This window comes from Microbulbifer sp. TYP-18 (assembly GCF_040932045.1).
In the GTDB taxonomy this organism is placed as follows: Bacteria; Pseudomonadota; Gammaproteobacteria; order Pseudomonadales; family Cellvibrionaceae; genus Microbulbifer.
This window is the reverse complement of record NZ_JBFRBC010000033.1, coordinates 1-17,561: the sequence shown is the minus strand read 5'-3', so window position 1 is coordinate 17,561 and position 17,561 is coordinate 1. Positions and strand designations below refer to the sequence as shown.

Annotated in this window: 16 protein-coding genes; all 16 read right to left on the bottom strand. The window is 55.7% G+C overall.

What is annotated here, in order from left to right; genetic code table 11:
- Positions 1-254: hypothetical protein (locus ABVT36_RS17360; protein WP_368457681.1), on the bottom strand; the 254-nt coding region annotated here is incomplete at its 3' end.
- Between the two features lie 469 nt (positions 255-723).
- Entirely contained in the window at positions 724-1,707 is a 984-nt protein-coding gene (locus ABVT36_RS17355) for a hypothetical protein (RefSeq protein ID WP_368457680.1), read from the bottom strand.
- Between the two features lie 119 nt (positions 1,708-1,826).
- A complete protein-coding gene (locus tag ABVT36_RS17350; protein WP_368457679.1) occupies positions 1,827-3,230 on the bottom strand; it encodes a M12 family metallo-peptidase in 1,404 nt (467 codons plus the stop codon).
- 1,132 nt (positions 3,231-4,362) lie between these two features.
- Entirely contained in the window at positions 4,363-5,361 is a 999-nt protein-coding gene (lipA, locus tag ABVT36_RS17345; protein ID WP_368457678.1) for a lipoyl synthase, read from the bottom strand.
- Between the two features lie 3 nt (positions 5,362-5,364).
- The gene (gene lipB, locus ABVT36_RS17340) at positions 5,365-6,066 is read right to left on the bottom strand and encodes a lipoyl(octanoyl) transferase LipB (RefSeq protein ID WP_368457677.1); all 702 of its coding nucleotides are present in this window, start codon (positions 6,064-6,066) and stop codon (positions 5,365-5,367) included.
- Positions 6,066-6,347, bottom strand: a complete 282-nt coding sequence (locus ABVT36_RS17335; protein ID WP_368457676.1) for a YbeD family protein — start codon at positions 6,345-6,347, stop codon at positions 6,066-6,068. Before ABVT36_RS17335 ends, lipB begins: the two co-directional genes overlap by 1 nt.
- A gap of 540 nt (positions 6,348-6,887) precedes the next feature.
- Positions 6,888-8,039, bottom strand: a complete 1,152-nt coding sequence (locus ABVT36_RS17330) for a D-alanyl-D-alanine carboxypeptidase family protein (protein WP_368457675.1) — start codon at positions 8,037-8,039, stop codon at positions 6,888-6,890.
- Between the two features lie 94 nt (positions 8,040-8,133).
- Complete coding sequence (locus ABVT36_RS17325; protein WP_368457674.1) at positions 8,134-8,997, bottom strand: septal ring lytic transglycosylase RlpA family protein; 864 nt, start codon at positions 8,995-8,997, stop codon at positions 8,134-8,136.
- A gap of 127 nt (positions 8,998-9,124) precedes the next feature.
- Positions 9,125-10,114: a lytic murein transglycosylase B gene (mltB, locus tag ABVT36_RS17320; RefSeq protein ID WP_368457673.1), complete on the bottom strand. Its 990-nt coding sequence runs from the start codon at positions 10,112-10,114 to the stop codon at positions 9,125-9,127.
- Between the two features lie 62 nt (positions 10,115-10,176).
- A complete protein-coding gene (rodA, locus tag ABVT36_RS17315) occupies positions 10,177-11,322 on the bottom strand; it encodes a rod shape-determining protein RodA (RefSeq protein ID WP_367150640.1) in 1,146 nt (381 codons plus the stop codon).
- Positions 11,315-13,207 (bottom strand): penicillin-binding protein 2, encoded by a 1,893-nt coding sequence (mrdA, locus tag ABVT36_RS17310; RefSeq protein ID WP_367150641.1) that lies wholly within the window; start codon positions 13,205-13,207, stop codon positions 11,315-11,317. Before mrdA ends, rodA begins: the two co-directional genes overlap by 8 nt.
- Before the next feature lie 181 nt (positions 13,208-13,388).
- Complete coding sequence (rlmH, locus tag ABVT36_RS17305) at positions 13,389-13,865, bottom strand: 23S rRNA (pseudouridine(1915)-N(3))-methyltransferase RlmH (RefSeq protein WP_368457672.1); 477 nt, start codon at positions 13,863-13,865, stop codon at positions 13,389-13,391.
- Positions 13,866-13,887: 22 nt separating this feature from the next.
- Complete coding sequence (rsfS, locus tag ABVT36_RS17300) at positions 13,888-14,226, bottom strand: ribosome silencing factor (protein WP_368457671.1); 339 nt, start codon at positions 14,224-14,226, stop codon at positions 13,888-13,890.
- Positions 14,227-14,239: 13 nt separating this feature from the next.
- Complete coding sequence (gene nadD, locus ABVT36_RS17295) at positions 14,240-14,917, bottom strand: nicotinate-nucleotide adenylyltransferase (protein ID WP_368457670.1); 678 nt, start codon at positions 14,915-14,917, stop codon at positions 14,240-14,242.
- Positions 14,898-16,175, bottom strand: coding sequence for a glutamate-5-semialdehyde dehydrogenase (locus ABVT36_RS17290; RefSeq protein WP_368457669.1), 1,278 nt, complete (start codon positions 16,173-16,175; stop codon positions 14,898-14,900). Before ABVT36_RS17290 ends, nadD begins: the two co-directional genes overlap by 20 nt.
- A 289-nt stretch (positions 16,176-16,464) precedes the next feature.
- Positions 16,465-17,064: an LON peptidase substrate-binding domain-containing protein gene (locus ABVT36_RS17285; RefSeq protein ID WP_368457668.1), complete on the bottom strand. Its 600-nt coding sequence runs from the start codon at positions 17,062-17,064 to the stop codon at positions 16,465-16,467.
- Between the last annotated feature and the right edge of the window lie 497 nt (positions 17,065-17,561).

Below are 17,561 nucleotides of genomic sequence, written 5' to 3'. Positions count from 1 at the left end.
ATTCCAGGTGAAAAAACAAACAATCTCAGGGTTGTTTTGGTCAAATTCAGGCCCGCACCAGAAAATACTGATACTGCCGTAGCGATTGTTGAGTTATTCAGACGTTCCTTAACCCTTGGGAGAATTTCAAAAAAAGATTTAGGGTATTTCACCTGAATAATCATCGAATTCTTTGGTGGATTAGCCACATAAACGTGATTTTCCGCAAAAACGGAAATAGGAAAAATGATAAAGAAAAAAAGCATATATCGCATATAACATCCCCTTGCAACCTACTTAATATTTCCCACAAAATTAAAACACTTACTAATTAGAAGTGGATCAATGGAAAATACTATTTAGACTTAATTGTCCAAATGACAGAGAGTAAACTCTACCTTACTGAATATCATAATTTTAACGTCACATCCGGATCAGGCATTCAATATAGGGATATTAATCTAGCTTCGCAATAACTTCATATTCGACGAAGTATATAGACCCTCACACTACCAGAAAATAAAGCCCGCATTATATAGGAAATCCTTATGGCAACTGTTTTAAGACCCTATGGCTCTACAATCCAATTTCTACTTAACTCTTCTCGAGTCCAATATTTTACACCAACTTTATATTGCCGATTACTAAATCAGTCAATCTAGCATACAACAGAATAGAGAATAGATCGGGAATCAAACCGACTATCACACTGTTTGATTCCCGAATACAACTATGGGATTTGTGCTATTTGCTTATGCCACCACAGCCCAATCCTGTGTTTGCAACCACCAGATTATAGTCGTCTATATCCACCACCAAATCTCCATTCACATCCAATGACGCCGGGGCAGGCGGTACAGTGCTGTCCAGGTAGGGCAACATTTTTATCAGGTCATTTTGGTCGACACAACCGGTACCATCCACATCAAAGCGGGAAGAGGTAGGGAGACTGGATTGGTCGTCGATCTCCGTCACATAGCCACCTGAGGTGGCTGCCACCATGTCGAAAAAGCCGGAGCCGCTACTGGCCGCCACCAATTGAGTGTGGGAGGAGACAGCTGGCGCGTCGCCGGCCAGGTCCATAGAACGACTGGCCACACGACCACCGATGTAATCACCAAAAACACCGAAATAGATAGGCACTTCCGGTGCGCCTGCGCCAGCCGCCTGGTAGGGCGGTGTATCACTGGGGAATAATTGCTGCCAGATCTTCCCCTGCCAGCTGGTGGCGTCCCAGGGCTCTATACCGTCGGCGTCAGAGCCTCCCGAGCAGCTGCCGGAACTGGAGTTCTCCACGCCATCTGTCAGCACCCAAAGCGTCCGGTAGGTAGCTGGAGCTGCTAACTTCAATGTATCAATGGCATCGCAGACAGTGTCCGCCATCGGTGTGGTCCCGGTACAGCTTTGGCCACCCAAACTGTTTATGGCCGATAACGCCGCAGCTTTGGAAACAAAGCCGCCAGTCACATTACTGTAGGTACTGTTTTGGTAGGTCCAAACACTAACCTGGGTACCCGGCAGAAAAATATTTTGCACTTTTTGATCGGCTTCCAGCAGGGCGTCAGCACAGCGGCTACTCACCACACCGTTGCGCATGGTCTGCGCTGTCATGGAGCCGCTGCGATCAATCAAGACGGTGGCGTGAAAGGTTTGTGCCAGAGAAAAAGTACCGATGAAACTGAACAACAGTCCCACCGCGATTGTAGAAATGAATTTTAAGCGTTTCATTATTATCTCCTTATATTGTATTGAAAACCTATCGGGAAAATTTATATCGAATCGGTTTAAATTCCTGTTTTAAGTTGGATTAATTACTTCGTGAACCGCATTCCTTCTCGCTGACCTGACTATTGACATCCCAGACCGGAGCTTGCAATCACCAGATTGTAATCATCGATATCCACCATGGAATCGTAATTGACATCCATTGACACTGGTGCAGGTGGCACTGGAGTATCCAAATACGGCAACATTTCAATCAGGTCACCTTGATCGATGCAACCATCTCCATTTATATCAAAACGATCCGTTGAACTTCTGAAATTAGCCACTTCATCCGCACGTACATTCATCACCATGGCATTAAATTCAAGATCAATAGTCCCCGTAGGCTCATTGTTAATAAATACATTGGGATTAGACCACTGCTGTATACGCGGCCCCCCAGTACCGGATGGGCAACCATACGCCATCACAGTACGCCAAGTATTTGGCGTAACGTTGCAATACCCGTGGCCATAGGGAAAAGGCGTTGTACTGGAATCATTAGCGATAATATGCCTGGCACCAAACAAGTGTCCAATTTCATGACCAAAAGTGTAATATCCAGTTGAGCAAGTTTCACTACCCAAAGCCAATGCTTCCGATTCGGTAGCACCTATGGTCCGCGCGATACCACAGAAACTGTAGCCATTACCAGTGAGCACCATCATTATATCGGCCTGGTATAGATCCCTTAAATCATACAATTCCTGTGTTTCCGGATTACCGGCATTTGAAAAATAGCTTCTATCCGTATAAAAACTACCCGAGTCACTATAGCTAGTTTGATAGGCATGAATGATGTTGACACTGGTTTGGACCTCGCTATTGGTATAGGTGGTATTTGTTTCCAGTTCAAGCAAATCCATATAGGCATCAACATCCCCCGCAGCCGTCGCAAACTGTGCCGTATAGGCCACAATAACGGTAAATTCCGCGCCTGAATCAGCAAACGCGGATCCGGCGGAAAATACACTGACAGGACTAGGTTGCTTTAAAAGAGTATTGCTGGAATCTTCATAATAGGATTCATCATGATCAATCAAGACTTCTTTTGGAACTTCTATCAATAAAGTCTCGCCTTTTCCATTTGGCCGCAACTTAAACAACTTTCCCGAATGGTGGAGCGAGCCTACTACTCGACCGTCATTCTCCGCAATATAAAGGGTATCATTATTGTCACTGGATGCAGAGAATGAAAATCTTGTTTCATTTTTCCTTCTGGTATTGTCTACCCGGAAAATAATTTCCTTATTTTTTATTTTAAAAAAAAGCCTGGATCCTCTGGACACCGCCCTTAGATCCTTGTTGTATCTTCCTAAATTAATAACTTCCTTATCCTTTCCTTCAGACGCCTGCCTCTTGGTTTCGGTCTCTTCCAGCTGCTTAGCATCCTGCTGAACAAACAGATCATACTCCTCTTCGGCATAAGAATTGCTCACCATTGTAAATGCCAATAGCAAGGTTTTTATAAATATTATAGTCTTCATATGGCTCCTCCATTATAATTTAACTGACACAATGTCAACTGCAGCGGCTCGGGCAAACAAACCGGCACCTGCTAGACTTGTTTTGATAGTGATAACTGCCAGCAATTAATACCAGTACAATTAATTATTGGATACCACAGGATGCCTCAAGCATATATGCTATCGAAAGAGCAATATTACTTGATACTGACACCATATTAGCCAGCCACATCTATTTGCTTTTTCTTAAACCAGAAAATAGCGAGCTTATCGTTCCTAATCGAAGCTAAGACAGTCCTACCCATTAAAAATGGCTAAAAAAGCAGCCAGCTTGACCTGATACTATTATGCGCCATAGATTTTCATCTAGAGCTGGTGATTCAGCTTCTCCCTAGCCGAATGATGAAGTTATTGGGGTGGTTATAAATGCAAAAATTTGGATCACTGACTTTCTCCTTATGATGGTAAATCCCTATTAGATGATGTTGCCACATCTGTGCCCCATCCGGCCTCTATATTGTACCCACGGTTTATGGCGGTGCAACCATTGCCTCAGTCACAATTTATTAAACAATTCCACGCCATTCCAGCGAAAAAACTTTGCCCAATAATTTAATTATCTCTCTTCAGGTTTAAGGAACCTGTGAAAAATGCTCATTTTGACTACTATGGCATAATTGGAATTTTCTACATAACCGTAGCGGTCAAAACTGATTCTCTCATTTATTTTCATCTTAAGGGGGGTTATTGATACCCACCCCTATGGAAAAGAGGAGTATAGGCAGGTGTTTTACGGGAATTAAAACTTTTAGCTCCAAAGGAGTTCAGACCGACATCAATGCCCATATTGAGAGCTATAACAGCAAGTCCAGACTCGAGATAAATGTCTCATTGAGGGTCGTCTCTCCCACCTGAATCATTTCGGGACACTGATCGGTATCTGGTGGCGGGATTAACGTGGTGAAGGAATGGAAATACGGGGAATAGGCACAAGGGCGGCAATGCAATCAATGAGGGGCCATCTGTTAGATTGCCAGGTTAATTATAGTGACGATCGCCAGGGTGCCGCCGGGTCCCTGGCCTGTCAATTTTCACCCCAGAACCTTTTAGGCAATCCGTCGATATGAATGACTCACCTATGGTTGCAAAATATTTATTTGGAGCTGTAATTCACAATTTTTTCGCCTTGGGCCTGCTTATCGGCGTGGTAGGAAGAGCGCACCAACGGCCCACAGGCGGCGTGTTTAAAACCGATTTGCTCAGCATAACGACGATACTCTTCAAATTCGTCCGGATGCACATAGCGCTGTACCGGCAGGTGCTCTTTGCTCGGTTGCAGATATTGGCCAATGGTAAGCATATCGATATTGTGTGCGCGCATGTCTTCCAGCACCTGGAAAATTTCTTCTTTTTCCTCGCCCAACCCCACCATCAGACCGGACTTGGTAAGCACATCCGGGCGACGCTTTTTATATTCCTGCAACAGTTTCAGTGACCATTTGTAATTGGCACCGGGCCGGGACTCCCGGTAGAGACGCGGTACCGTTTCCAGGTTGTGGTTGAACACATCCGGTGCTTCCTTTTCAAGAATCTCCAGCGCAACTTCCATACGCCCGCGAAAATCCGGAGTGAGAATCTCCACCTGCAGGTTCGGTGACAGTTGGCGGGAGCGTTCAATGCAGTCCGCGAAGTGTCGGGCGCCACCGTCGCGCAGGTCATCACGATCCACGGAGGTGATCACCACATAACGCAGGCCCATGGCGGCGATTGCCTGGGCCAGGTTTTCCGGCTCCTCGGGATCCAGGGGGTTTGGCTTGCCATGTCCCACATCACAAAAAGGGCAACGGCGGGTGCAGATTTCCCCCATGATCATAAAGGTGGCGGTACCGCCACTAAAGCACTCCCCGAGGTTGGGGCAGCTGGCCTCTTCGCAGACAGTGGCAAGCTTTTGCGAACGCAGAATACTCTTGATGCGGTCCACTTCTTTGGACACCGGCATCTTTACCCGAATCCAGTCCGGCTTGCGCAGTAACTGGTCACTGGCGATCACCTTGACCGGAATACGTTCAACCTTGTCAGCATCGCGCAGCTTTTCCCCCTGCTGCAAACGGCGGGTGCGCTTCACCGGCACAAGATCGGGTTTATCTGCCATAGCCTAATTCCTGCTGTCGGCGCTCAGTTGCGCCAATACATGATCTTCCAGCGGCTGCCAGCCGGCGGCGGGCAGCTTGATGGTGCGCAGCAATTCGCACACGAAACTTTGTGCCACCTGCTCCCAGGTGGGGGGAGGCTGTATCAGTTCAGCCATCTGCACCATCTGCAAACCCGCGTAACCGCAGGGATTGATACGCAGGAATGGGGTCAGATCCATATCGATATTGATAGCGATGCCGTGAAAGCTGCAGCCGCGGCGCACCCGCAGGCCAATGGAGGCGATTTTGTTGCCGCTGCGGGGCCCTTCGCTCAGATAGACGCCCGGCGCATCGGTACGGGGTGCTGCGACAATGCCGAATGCTCCCAGCATGGCTACGGTGGCGCCTTCCAGCGCCGTCACCAAATCCCGCACGCCGATATTCGCCCGGCGCAGATCCAACAGTGGATATACCACCAGCTGGCCTGGGCCGTGATAGGTCACCTGGCCGCCCCGGTCCACCTGAACCACCGGAATGTCACCGGTATTCAAAAGGTGCTCCGCCCTGCCCGCCTGCCCCTGAGTGAACACCGGCTGGTGCTCTACGCACCAGATTTGATCGGCACTATCCTGGGTGCGGGTATCGGTGTAGTGGGCCATGGCCCGCCACACGGATTCGTAGTCGCGACGGCCGAGGTTGTACACCGGTGTTTCTGCAACCGCCATCAAAGCACCATATGCACAGATGGATGCGCTTTGAGTTCGTCAAACAACGCCTGCAACTGCGGCTCTCCGGTAGCCAGGATACGGAATGTCATAGAGGTGAAGCGGCCGTTGCGGCTGTCCCGCAGCACCATGCGTTCCTCGTCGAAGCCCGGGGCGTGGCGTCGCATGACTTCCAGCACAAATTGATGTGCCTGATCGTCGGCATCGCGCACAACCTTGACCATATAGTCTTCGCAGGGGAATTCGATCTTTGGTAACTGCTGTTCCGGGTCTTGGCTCATAAGTCTCTCTCGCGGTACCGCTCAATCCGCTCAAATCATAACCATCAGGGCAGTTGGGCGGCGATTATACCGCCGGGGTAGTGGCAAATGTAAGGGTGTCGGCTGCCGCCCGGTGGAACACCCTCAGGCCGCCAGCCGGTAGATATCCGTGACGGCCCCAGACGTCACTTGTGTGACTGAGGGTTGGATGACAATCCACCGGTGGGTCTTGCCCGGAGGTGGCTGAGGAAGCAACGACCGCTGGTCAATCAAGCCTTCCTCCACGGCCTGCTGGCGGCATTCCCAACGCCATACTGTCGCGGGGTCAGCCCGGCCTCCGGGGCCGAATCAATTCCAGACTGACAGGTGGCTGGGGCCTACTAGCAGGTTGTTGAAAAAGGCATCCTGCCTGTCCCAACACACGAAAAGTGAAAAATGTGATTTTCACTTTTCTTCCAAAATCAACGAGTTAGGCGTCGCCGATTTTGCCGGAACATCCATATTCCGGTACCAGGCGTCGAAATTCTTCGAATTTCAACAGCCTGCCAGGGCCTGTTGACACTAGCTGAACAGGCCGATAAAGAAGCGTTTGAAAGCATCCCAGATTCGCTTGAAGAAGCCGGCTCTCTCCACGTCCTCGGCAACCACCGCCTGGACATCGGCCACTTTCTTGCCATCCAGGGTCACTACCACTTTCCCAACCGGGTCGCCACGCTTCAGGGGAGCTTCCAGTTCTCCGTCGATAATCAGGTCGGCTTTAATGGTGTCCTCTCCGCCACGGGGAATGGTGACGTATACGTCCTCACTGGGCACTATGCCTACCTGCGGCACTTTACCGCCCCAAACGCGTTCGTTTTGCAGCACATCGTCGCGGCCGTAGACTTTGTGTGTCTGGTAGTAACGGAAGCCGTAGGACAGCAGCGCCTGGGTTTCAGAAACGCGCTTTTCGTCGCTGGTAGCACCGACCAGCACGGAGACCAGGCGCATTCCCCGTTTCTGGGCCGACGCGACCAGGCAGTAGCCGGCCTCTTCGGTGTGTCCGGTTTTAATGCCGTCAACCGAGGAATCCCGCCACAGCAGGCGGTTGCGATTGGGCTGATTGATGCCCGCCCAGCTAAAATATTTTTCGGAGTAAAGTTTGTAGTGATCGGGATGGTCGTTGATCAGCGCCCTGGCCAAAGTGCCCAAATCGCGCACTGTGGTCAAATGACCCTCCGCCGGCCAGCCGGTGGCGTTGACGAAATGAGTGTCATGCATACCCAATCGTTCGGCCTGCTGATTCATCACCTGGGCAAATACTTCCTCGTTTCCGGATACAAACTCGGCCAGGGCGATGCTGGCATCGTTGCCGGATTGGATAATAACCCCGCGCAGCAGATCGATAACCGGCACCTTGTCGCCCACTTTGACGAACATTTTTGAGCCGCCCTTGCGCCAGGCCTTTTCCGAAATAGGCACCAGGTCATCTTCCTTTATGCTGCCGTTTTCTATTTCGTCCGAGACAATGTAGGAGGTCATCATCTTGGTGAGACTGGCGGGTGGAATCGGTTTGTCAGCATCGTGTTCCACCAGCACCTGCCCGGTGTGGGCGTCGATCAGCAGGTAGGCGGTTGCAGCGAGTTCTGGCGGCGCAGGGATCAGTGGTTTTTCAGCCTGGGCGATACCGCTCACACTGAACAACAAAAAGAAAAATGCGCTTAAGCGTTTGATCATTGGAAAGTGCCTCTATATTCCTCGCTGGTTAGATTTCCCCAGAGCAGCGCCCGGGATGTCGCTCATTGTGGTCTGGGGTCCGCACCCAAATTTGTCAGTCGTAGACTACCTGGGGCAGACCGAGACTGTGCTGTCGTACCGACTCCCGCACCGCAGCCAATACCTGTTGCTGGGCGATAGGTCCGATGCGAACGCGAAAAAGCGTTTTCCCGCCAACAATAACCCGACTGATGGATACAGGATAGTCAACCACTGCTGACACCTGGCTGCGCACTTTGTCCGCCTTGTCCGGGCTGCCGTATGCACCCACCTGCAGAAAGGTGTTGGCGGGCAGCTTGAAACTGGCGTCTTCAGCCAATTTGTCACCTGCAGCGACGTTATTTTCCACGATCGGGGCCCCAGCTGCCACCGGTAGAGTTTCGGGGTCCAGCGCTACCACCTCTACCCGGGCGACACCCTTGTCTATATACCCCAGCTTCTGTGCGGCGGTGTAACTCAAATCAATAATGCGCCCGGGCACGAATGGGCCCCGGTCGTTGACTCTGACGACCACACTGCGCCCATTGTCCAGGTTGGTCACCCTGGCGTAGCTGGGCAGAGGTAAAGTCTTGTGGGCAGCGGACATGGCGTACATATTGTAGACCTCGCCGTTGGCGGTGCGCCGGCCGTGAAACTTAGTGCCATACCAGGATGCCTGCCCCTTCTCACTGTAGCCTTTGACGTCACCTCGCACCCTGTAGCGCACGCCGTTGACGACATAGGGAGACTTGTTGCCGGCCTTGCCGATGGGCTCCCGAACCGGTACCGGGTCCGATACGGATCGCATATCCACGGGCGTCGGGGGACCGCTGTCCTTGACCCCGTCAGCAGGTGTCGCTGGCTTGCGGGGTTGTCCGCCACAGGCGGTCAATATCATGCCGGCCAGAATCGGCAACAGCCACTTTTTGCTTTGAAACATGAATTCCCCCGATCGCGCCGCAACGCTGTGTGTTGCGGTTTTCGTTGTTGTCGGTTGACGTTGTTAGTGGTTGAAGTGAGGCCGGGGATTGCTCCTGACCCTAAATTCCATTGACCCTGTGCCGTTGCTAGGAGCGGCCACCGCGGGCCTTGACAATCTCCTGGGCCAGGTCGTAAACAGCCATGGCATAGAGCCGGCTGCGGTTGTAGCGTGTGATCACATAGAGGTTTTGCAACCCTATCCAGTACTGTTTGCCCCTTTCGGTTTGCAGGGAGAAAACGTTCGCGGGCTGTTCAGGGTCCACCGTCGCTGTGGTGGGAAAACCCTTCTCCGCCAGTTGGGCCACAGTCCATTTGGGTTCCAGCGACTCATTGACGATAGTCATATCGGCATTGGGGCGCGGACTCGCCATAACAGTGACCGGCTCTGAGGGCTTCCAGCCGTTCTCGGCCAGGTAATTGGCCACGCTGCCAATGGCGTCAGTGGTATCATTCCAGATATCCACTTTGCCGTCGTTGCTAAAATCCACCGCGTAGGTGCGGTAGCTGGAGGGTATAAACTGCCCAAAGCCCATGGCGCCGGCATAGGAGCCTTTCAGCTCCAGGGGGTCTATACCCTGGTCGCGGGTGAGTAGCAGATAGTTTTCCAGCTCCTTGGTAAAGAAAGCGGAGCGACGCGGATAGTTGAAAGCCAGTGTAGCCAGGGCGTCCAATACCCGGTACCTGCCCATATTGCCGCCATAGCGGGTCTCGATACCGATGATGGCGACGATTATCTCTGCCGGTACACCATACTCTTCCTCTGCTCTGGCAAGGGCCCCGGCATTTTTGTCCCAAAATTCCACACCGCCGTTGACACTTCGCGGTGTCAGGAAAAGCTTGCGATACTCGTACCAGGGTTTGGCCTTCTCCGCCGGACGCTGGATGGCCTTGAGTATCGAGTCTTTGCGCTTGGCCGCACCCATCAGCATTATGAGCTGATCGCGGTCGAAGTCGTGGGTGGCGACCATATAATCCACAAACGCAAGCGCATCCGGGTTTTCGGCGTGATCGGATTCCCTAGCCCAGGCGGAGAGAACCAGCCCCAGTCCCACCAATAGTCCTGTGGTCCACCTCAAAACAGTCGCTCCAGTTCCCATCTTGCTTCCCTAGACCTTTGTTTTACCTGCCGGGTACTGCGTCAGGGCGTCACCCGGCGCCGCTCCGTACCTATCGCCATCAAAATGCCAAAACCCGCCATCAGGGTGATCAGGGCGGTGCCGCCGTAGCTCACCAGGGGCAGGGGCACCCCCACCACCGGCAGCAGACCGCTGACCATGCCAATATTGACAAATACATAGACAAAGAAAGTGAGGGTAATACTCCCCGCCAAAAGCCGTCCGAACATGTGCTGAGCCATAAAACTAATATAGATGCCCCGTGCGATTATCAATACGTACAGCAGCAATAGCAGCGAAACACCGCGCAAACCCCATTCCTCGGACAAAACCGCAATTATGAAATCCGTATGGCTCTCGGGTAAAAAGTCCAGTTGCGACTGGGTTCCCTGCATATATCCCTTGCCCACCAGCCCCCCGGAGCCGATCGCCGCCTTGGACTGAAATATGTTCCATCCGGCACCAAGCCGGTCCGCATCAGGGTTGAACAGCGTCAGAATCCTCTGGCGCTGGTAGTCGTGCAGCCCCCAGTGCCAGATGGGCCAGGCGGCCAGCGACACAGCCATTAGCGCGCCGCCGATCAGCTTCCAGCTGAGCCCCGAGAGGTAGAGCGCGAACAACCCGGAAACGGCAATCAGGATGGCGGTTCCCAGGTCCGGCTGCCGCACTATCAGTGCGGCGGGAACCAGGGCTATGGCCAGCGCCCCGGCAACCGTAGTCAGCGAGGGCGGTAAATGGCGCCCATGCAGCAGAGCTGCGACGCACATGGGCACCGCCAGCTTCATCACTTCGGCGGGCTGAAAGCGAAAGCCGCCCAGCTCCAGCCAGCGCTGGGCCCCTTTGGCGCCGACGCCAAAATACAGCACCGCCACCAGCAGGGCGCAGCCCAGCAGGTACAGCCAGGGAGACCAGCGGCGGTACATGTCCAAAGGTACCTGGGCGGCAACGAGCATGGCGACAAACGCCAACCCCATAAAAATCGACTGGCGGCGCACGTAATACCACTCGCCACCTGCCGCGCTGTACAACACCGTCAGACCGACACCGCACAAGGTAAGCAGCAGCACCAATAGCGGCACATCGATATGCCAGCGGCGGGAAACACTGACCGGAGATCGCAGGCTGATGGGGGAATCCGGCAGTCGGTGCAGATAGTCGCGACTAGCCATGAGTGGGCTCCTCCGCGGCAGTCACTCCCGGGGCGGCGCGCTTCACCACCTGCTCCAACGGGCGGGACAGCCATTCAAAAAACAGCTGCCGGGCTACCGGTGCCGCGACCGCACCGCCGCCTTCGCCATTTTCCACCAATACAGACACCGCTATTTGCGGGTCGTCCACGGGGGCAAAGGCGACGAACAGGGCGTGATCCCGGTGTCGCTCCTGCAGACTCTCGGAATCGTAGCGCTCACCCTGGGCGATACCCACTATCTGCGCGGTGCCGGACTTGCCGGCGACGCGAAAATCCAAGCCAGCGCCAGCCTTTTTGCCAGTGCCCTTGCTCACCACAGCTTCCATGCCCGCGAAAATCAGGTCCCAGTATTCCTCCTTGGCCTCCACGTTATCCAGTACCTCTGAGGGCTGCTCGACGCCGTCGATCGCCATCACCACCTGGGGCTTGAAGTGGGTGCCGCGGTTGGCAATGGTCGCGGTCATCACCGCCAGCTGCAGCGGTGTCGCCAGCACGAAACCCTGTCCCAGCACCGCATTGAGGGCATCGCCGGGAAACCAGGGCATACCCCGGGCGCCGCGTTTCCACGCCCGCGAGGGAAAGAGCCCGGGGCGCTCAACCGGCAGGTCGATACCGGTCTTGGCGCCCAGGCCAAAACTGGTGGCGATCCTGTGCATATCATCGATATCCCAGCGGTGCGCCATATCCCAAAAGTAGACATCGCAACTCTGTTCCAGCGCCTGGATCAGGTCCACCTCGTGGCCGTGGCCCCAACGCTTCCAGTCCCGGTAGAGCCGCGTGTCATTGGGCAGTTTGTAGTAGCCGGGGTCGTCGATCTTGGTGTTCCCGTCAATCACCCCGGCGGCCAGCCCACCCAGACCCATCAGCGGTTTGATAGTGGAACCCGGCGGGTACTGTCCCTGCAGGGCGCGGTTGAACAGAGGGACATCCAGAGAATCGCTGAGCGCCCGGTAATCTTTGAAACTGATACCGGTCACAAACAGGTTCGGGTCGTAAGACGGCTTGCTGACAAAGGCCAGCACGCCCCCGGTCTTGACGTCGATCGCCACTACGGCGCCGCGATTGTCCCCGAGGGCATCGGAGGCCACCTGCTGCAATCGCTCATCCAGGTAGAGGGTCAACTCGGAACCCGGCCTGGGGTCCCTTCGCTCCAGCACCCTCAGCACCCGGCCACGGGCATTGGTTTCGACATTTTCATAGCCCACCTGGCCCAACAGGAGCTTTTCATAGGAGCGCTCCAGCCCCACCTTGCCGATACTTCGCACACCGCGGTAACGGCGCACGTCGTCCTGGGTGAAACCCGCCAGTTCGCGCTCGCTGATACGGCCCACATAGCCGACGCTGTGGGCGAACAGATCCGCATCGGGGTAGTAGCGCACCAGCTCAGCCTCCACCGATACACCCGGCAGGCGGAATTCATTGACCGCCACCCGCGCTATTTCCTCTTCACTAAGGCGAAAGCGCAGTGGCACCGGCTCAAAGGGGCGCCGGCGTTGCATACGCTTGCGGAACTTGGCCACATCGACGTCATCCAGACGGATGAGTTGCCCCAACAGCTCCAGCGTGGCGTCCAGGTCCCGCACCCGTTCACGCACTATAGAGAGGTTGTAACTGGGGCGGTTGTCCGCCAGCAAAGCACCGTTGCGATCGTAGATGAGCCCGCGGGTGGGCGCTACCGGCCGTACCTGAATGCGGTTGTCATCGGACTGGGTGCGATAGTCGTCGTAGTGGGTGACCTGCAGGTTGTAAAAGCGGACCACCAGCACCCCGAGCAATACCATCGCCCCGGCGAGCGCCGCCAGCATGCGATTGCGAAACAGCCGCTGCTCGTTGAGATGGTCTTTGAGGTGCAGTTTCTGGTGCATTGACTTGGGTGGTGTACTCTTGGCGCAAAAAACGGTTACAAAGTGTACACAAATTTGCCTCTTGGCGCGGCAAAACTCTCACAACTTCAGTCGACTTCTCTGCCATGCGGGTAGGACCCACTAGCGCGGATTAAGTTGCACCCGGCGGACCCCGCTCATGCCACAGCCCTATATGGCCCGGTCACTTGTGATAGGGGTGGCCGGCCAGCAGAGTCCAGGCCCGGTACAGCTGTTCCGCCAGCAGCACCCGCACCAGCGGGTGGGGCAGTGTCAAGGGCGACAGGGACCAGCTCTGCTGCGCCCGTGCCACACAGTCCGGCGCCAACCCGTCGGGGCCCCCAACCAGCAGACTGACATTCTCCCCTAGCATCTGCCAATCGCGCAGCTGTTGCGCCAGCTGCTCGGTGCTCCAGGGTTTACCGCGTACTTCCAGGGCCACTACATGTTCCCGCGCAGACAGGGCCGCCAGCATGGACCTGCCCTCTTTCTGGCGCGCCTTGTCTATCTGTGCGGGGGAGTTTTTCTGACCGCGCTGCCCGAGCGGAATATCCACCAGTTCCGGTGTCATCTCCCGCGGCAGGCGCTTGACGTAGTCGCCGTAGCCCTCCTGGACCCATTGAGGCATTTTGCCGCCCGCGGCCAGAATACGAATCTTCACTCTGCCCTAGGGCCTGTTGACACTATGACTCGTGGCGGGTCGCCGGCGTCATGGACCACAACTTCTCCAGGTCGTAGAAGCTGCGCACATCCGCCAACATGACGTGAACGATCAGGTCACCATAGTCAACCAGCACCCAATCCCCGTGTTCCATACCCTCTATGCCCATAGGGCGAACGCCGGCCTTCTTGCCCTCGTCCACCACATTGTTGGCAAGGGACTTCACCTGGCGGTTTGAAGTGCCGGTGCAGATCACCAGGGTATCCATCACATCACTCAATTCCGATACGTCGAGAGTCACTATCTCCTTGCCCTTGAGGTCCTTCAGCGCCTCAACGGCGATCTCTGTGATATTCGTCATAACACCTTTTACATTAGCTGCCGCCACTGGCGGTTATTCCATAGAGTTGATTGTCTTCAATGTATTGCAGCACCGCCGCCGGCAGCAGGAAGCGCGGGGACTGGCGCTGCGCCAGCAGCCGGCGGATTTGGCTGGCGGAAATAGGCAGCGGTGTCTGCTCGCACACCAGCAGTCGACCCTGGGCCTCCTCGCGGATCTGCGCACGGGTACCCGCGTGTTCCCGCAGCAACCGGGCCACCTCACCATCTTCAGGCAACCGCCACCCCGGCCGGGCCACCACCACCAGGTGGGCCACCTGCAGCAGCCGCTCCCGGCGGTGCCAGGAGGGCAGCGTCAGCAGGGAATCCAGCCCCATGCAGAAACTGATCGAAACCTCTGTGCCCAGCTCGGCGCGCAGGTCCTCCAGTGTATCCACCGTGAAAGTGGGTCCGGCACGGTGTAACTCGCGCTCGTCCAGTTGCAATTCACCACCCTTCTCAAGCGCCAGCGTCAGCATGTCCCGCCGCTGCTGTACAGATGCCCGCGGGCTCTGGCGGTGGTGGGGCTGCCGGCAGGGCAGCAGGCGCATTTGGTCAAATCCCAGGGCCTGGCGCAATTCCAGCGCCATTCGCAGATGACCGAAATGCACCGGGTCGAAGGTACCGCCGAACAGCGCGATACTGCGACGGCGGTTACTGGCGGATGTGTCCATCGCCCAGCACTATCCACTTCTGCGACGTCAGCCCCTCCAGACCCACCGGACCCCTGGCGTGAATTTTATCGGTACTAATACCGATTTCCGCCCCCAGGCCATACTCAAAGCCGTCCGCGAAACGCGTGGAGGCGTTTACCAGCACCGAGCTGGAGTCCACCTCGGCCAGGAAGCGGCGCGCGCGGCTGTAATCCTCACTCACTATCGCCTCGGTGTGGCCAGAACCGTAGCGGGCGATATGCTCCATCGCTGCATCCAAATCCGCCACCACCCGGATCGCCAGAATGGGAGCCAGGTATTCCTCCCGCCAGTCCGACTCCGCCGCCGGCAAACAGGCCGGGAGAATTCGCCGGGTTGCCGTGCAGCCGCGCAACTCCACACCACTGTCGCCATAGGCCGCAGCCAGTCGTGGCAATATCTCTTCCGCAAGCCCCTCCGCCACCAGCAATGTCTCCATGGCATTGCACACGCCGTACCTGTGCGTTTTGGCGTTCAGGGCGATATTGAACGCCTTGTCCGGATCCGCCTTGTCGTCCAGGTAAACGTGGCAAACCCCGTGCAGATGTTTGATTACCGGCACCCGGGCATCGCGGCTGACCCGCTCGATCAGGCCGGTACCACCCCGCGGCACCACCACATCCACACACTCCGGCATGCTGATCAAGGCACCCACCGCCTCGCGGTCGGTGGTATCCACCACCTGCACCGCCGTCTCTGGCAGCCCCGCCTGTTGCAGGCCTGCAGCGATGCAGGCGGCGATGGCGCCGTTGGAATGCAGGGCCTCGCTGCCGCCACGCAAAATGGCCGCATTGCCGGATTTCAGGCACAGACTGGCGGCGTCGACAGTCACATTGGGTCGCGACTCGTAAATAATGCCCACCACCCCCAGGGGTACACGCATTCTACCCACCTGGATACCGCTGGGGCGGTAAATGAGATCGCTGATCTCGCCCACCGGATCCGTCAATTCGGCCACCTGGTGCAGGCCGTCGATCATCGCATCGATACGCGCGTCATTCAGTTCCAGCCGGTCCAGCAGTGCCGCATCCAGGCCCTGCTCACGACCGGCTTCCATATCCCGCCGGTTGGCCGCCATCACCTCGGCCCGCTGCCGGTCCAATTGCGTAGCAATGGCGCGCAGGGCGCGGTTTTTCGCCGCAGTGTCCGCGCGCGCCATGGAGCGCGCTGCCTTCCGCGCGGCCTGGCCCATGGACTGAATCCGGGTCCGGGTGGCACTCTCCTGTGGGGTAACGCCCATGATGTTCACTTTAGTCCTCGGTGCCGGATGATCGGCCGCGCAGTATACCCCAGCGCCACTGAGTTTTGCGGACAGCTTAGGGCCTGTTCACACTAGCAGGCTGTTGAAAAAGTGTTTTTCAGCAGCCTGCTGTCCCGAACAGGGATGTTCGGGCCGCAAATCAAGCATGTAACTGCTTGATTTGTCGTGGAGGGTTTGCGGACATGCGCCGCAAACCCGGGTTGAGGAAAGCCAGGGAGGGCTTTTTCAACAACCTGCTAGAGCCCTGAATGGACTGACATCGGGAATGTCACTGGCTGGCCCAGCGATCCAGGTTATCGGCGATATGGGCCAGTCTTACCAGTGGGTCCTGCGTCGCCAACAGCTCCACCCGCACAGCGTCGTCCAGTGGCAGCAGCTGCGCCAACTGCCAGGAGAGCGCATCAGCGCTATCCACCGGGGCAAAATGCAGCGACATCATGGAAGCGTGGGATTTGAGTTCCTTCAATACCGCCAGCAGCCCATCGCACTCTGCCGGCACCGGCTTGACCCCCGTATCCGGCAGCCACTCCACCTCCGCCATCAGCAGGTCGTCATCGGCAAGTGTGGTGGAAACGATACGAAAGCGACGCCCACCGGCCACATCCACATGCAGCAATCCCTCCGCCCCCTGGCTCCAGTCGACGATATGAACCTGGAGCCCCACCGGCCACACAGAGGCGCGCCCCACTTCACTGCCGTCGCGAATAAGCACTACGCCAAAACCCTCCTCACTGCGCAGCGACTCACTCACCAGGCGCAGGTAGCGCTGCTCGAAGATACGCAGCGGCAAGGTTACGCCGGGGAAAAGCGCCACTCGGAGTGGAAACAGGGGAATCTGGCGCAAAGCGGTCTCTCCTTCTTTGTGCAACTACAAAGATAACACCTGTACCGTCGACACCCAGCGAAAGAGAGAGTTTTGCGCCACTATACAGACACGCCAAATCTGCGACGTCCCAGTCTTCCTACCCTACCGGCGCCTTTAACCCAGTCGCTACGAGCCCCGCACAAACTGGATACATCAGCCCATCCAATTTTCGCAGTGGTAGAGATACAGCTGGCGGGGGCCCTCGACGCAGATCCTGTTCCGGTATCGAAATGGACTATCAAAAAAACAAAAAAACCGCTGCCTCCGTAGATATAGCAATATCAATCTTGGATGGCCTGCCATCGCAATCGTCAGTGGAAAAGTAAGGCAACCAGCATTTTTGTGCGGCTGCGCCTTACTGTGAAACCCGACACAAAGCCTGAGGTTGTACTAAGGAACGTCTGAATAACTCAACAATCGCTACGGCAGTATCAGTATTTTCTGGTGCGGGCCTGAATTTGACCAAAACAACCCTGAGATTGTTTGTTTTTTCACCTGGA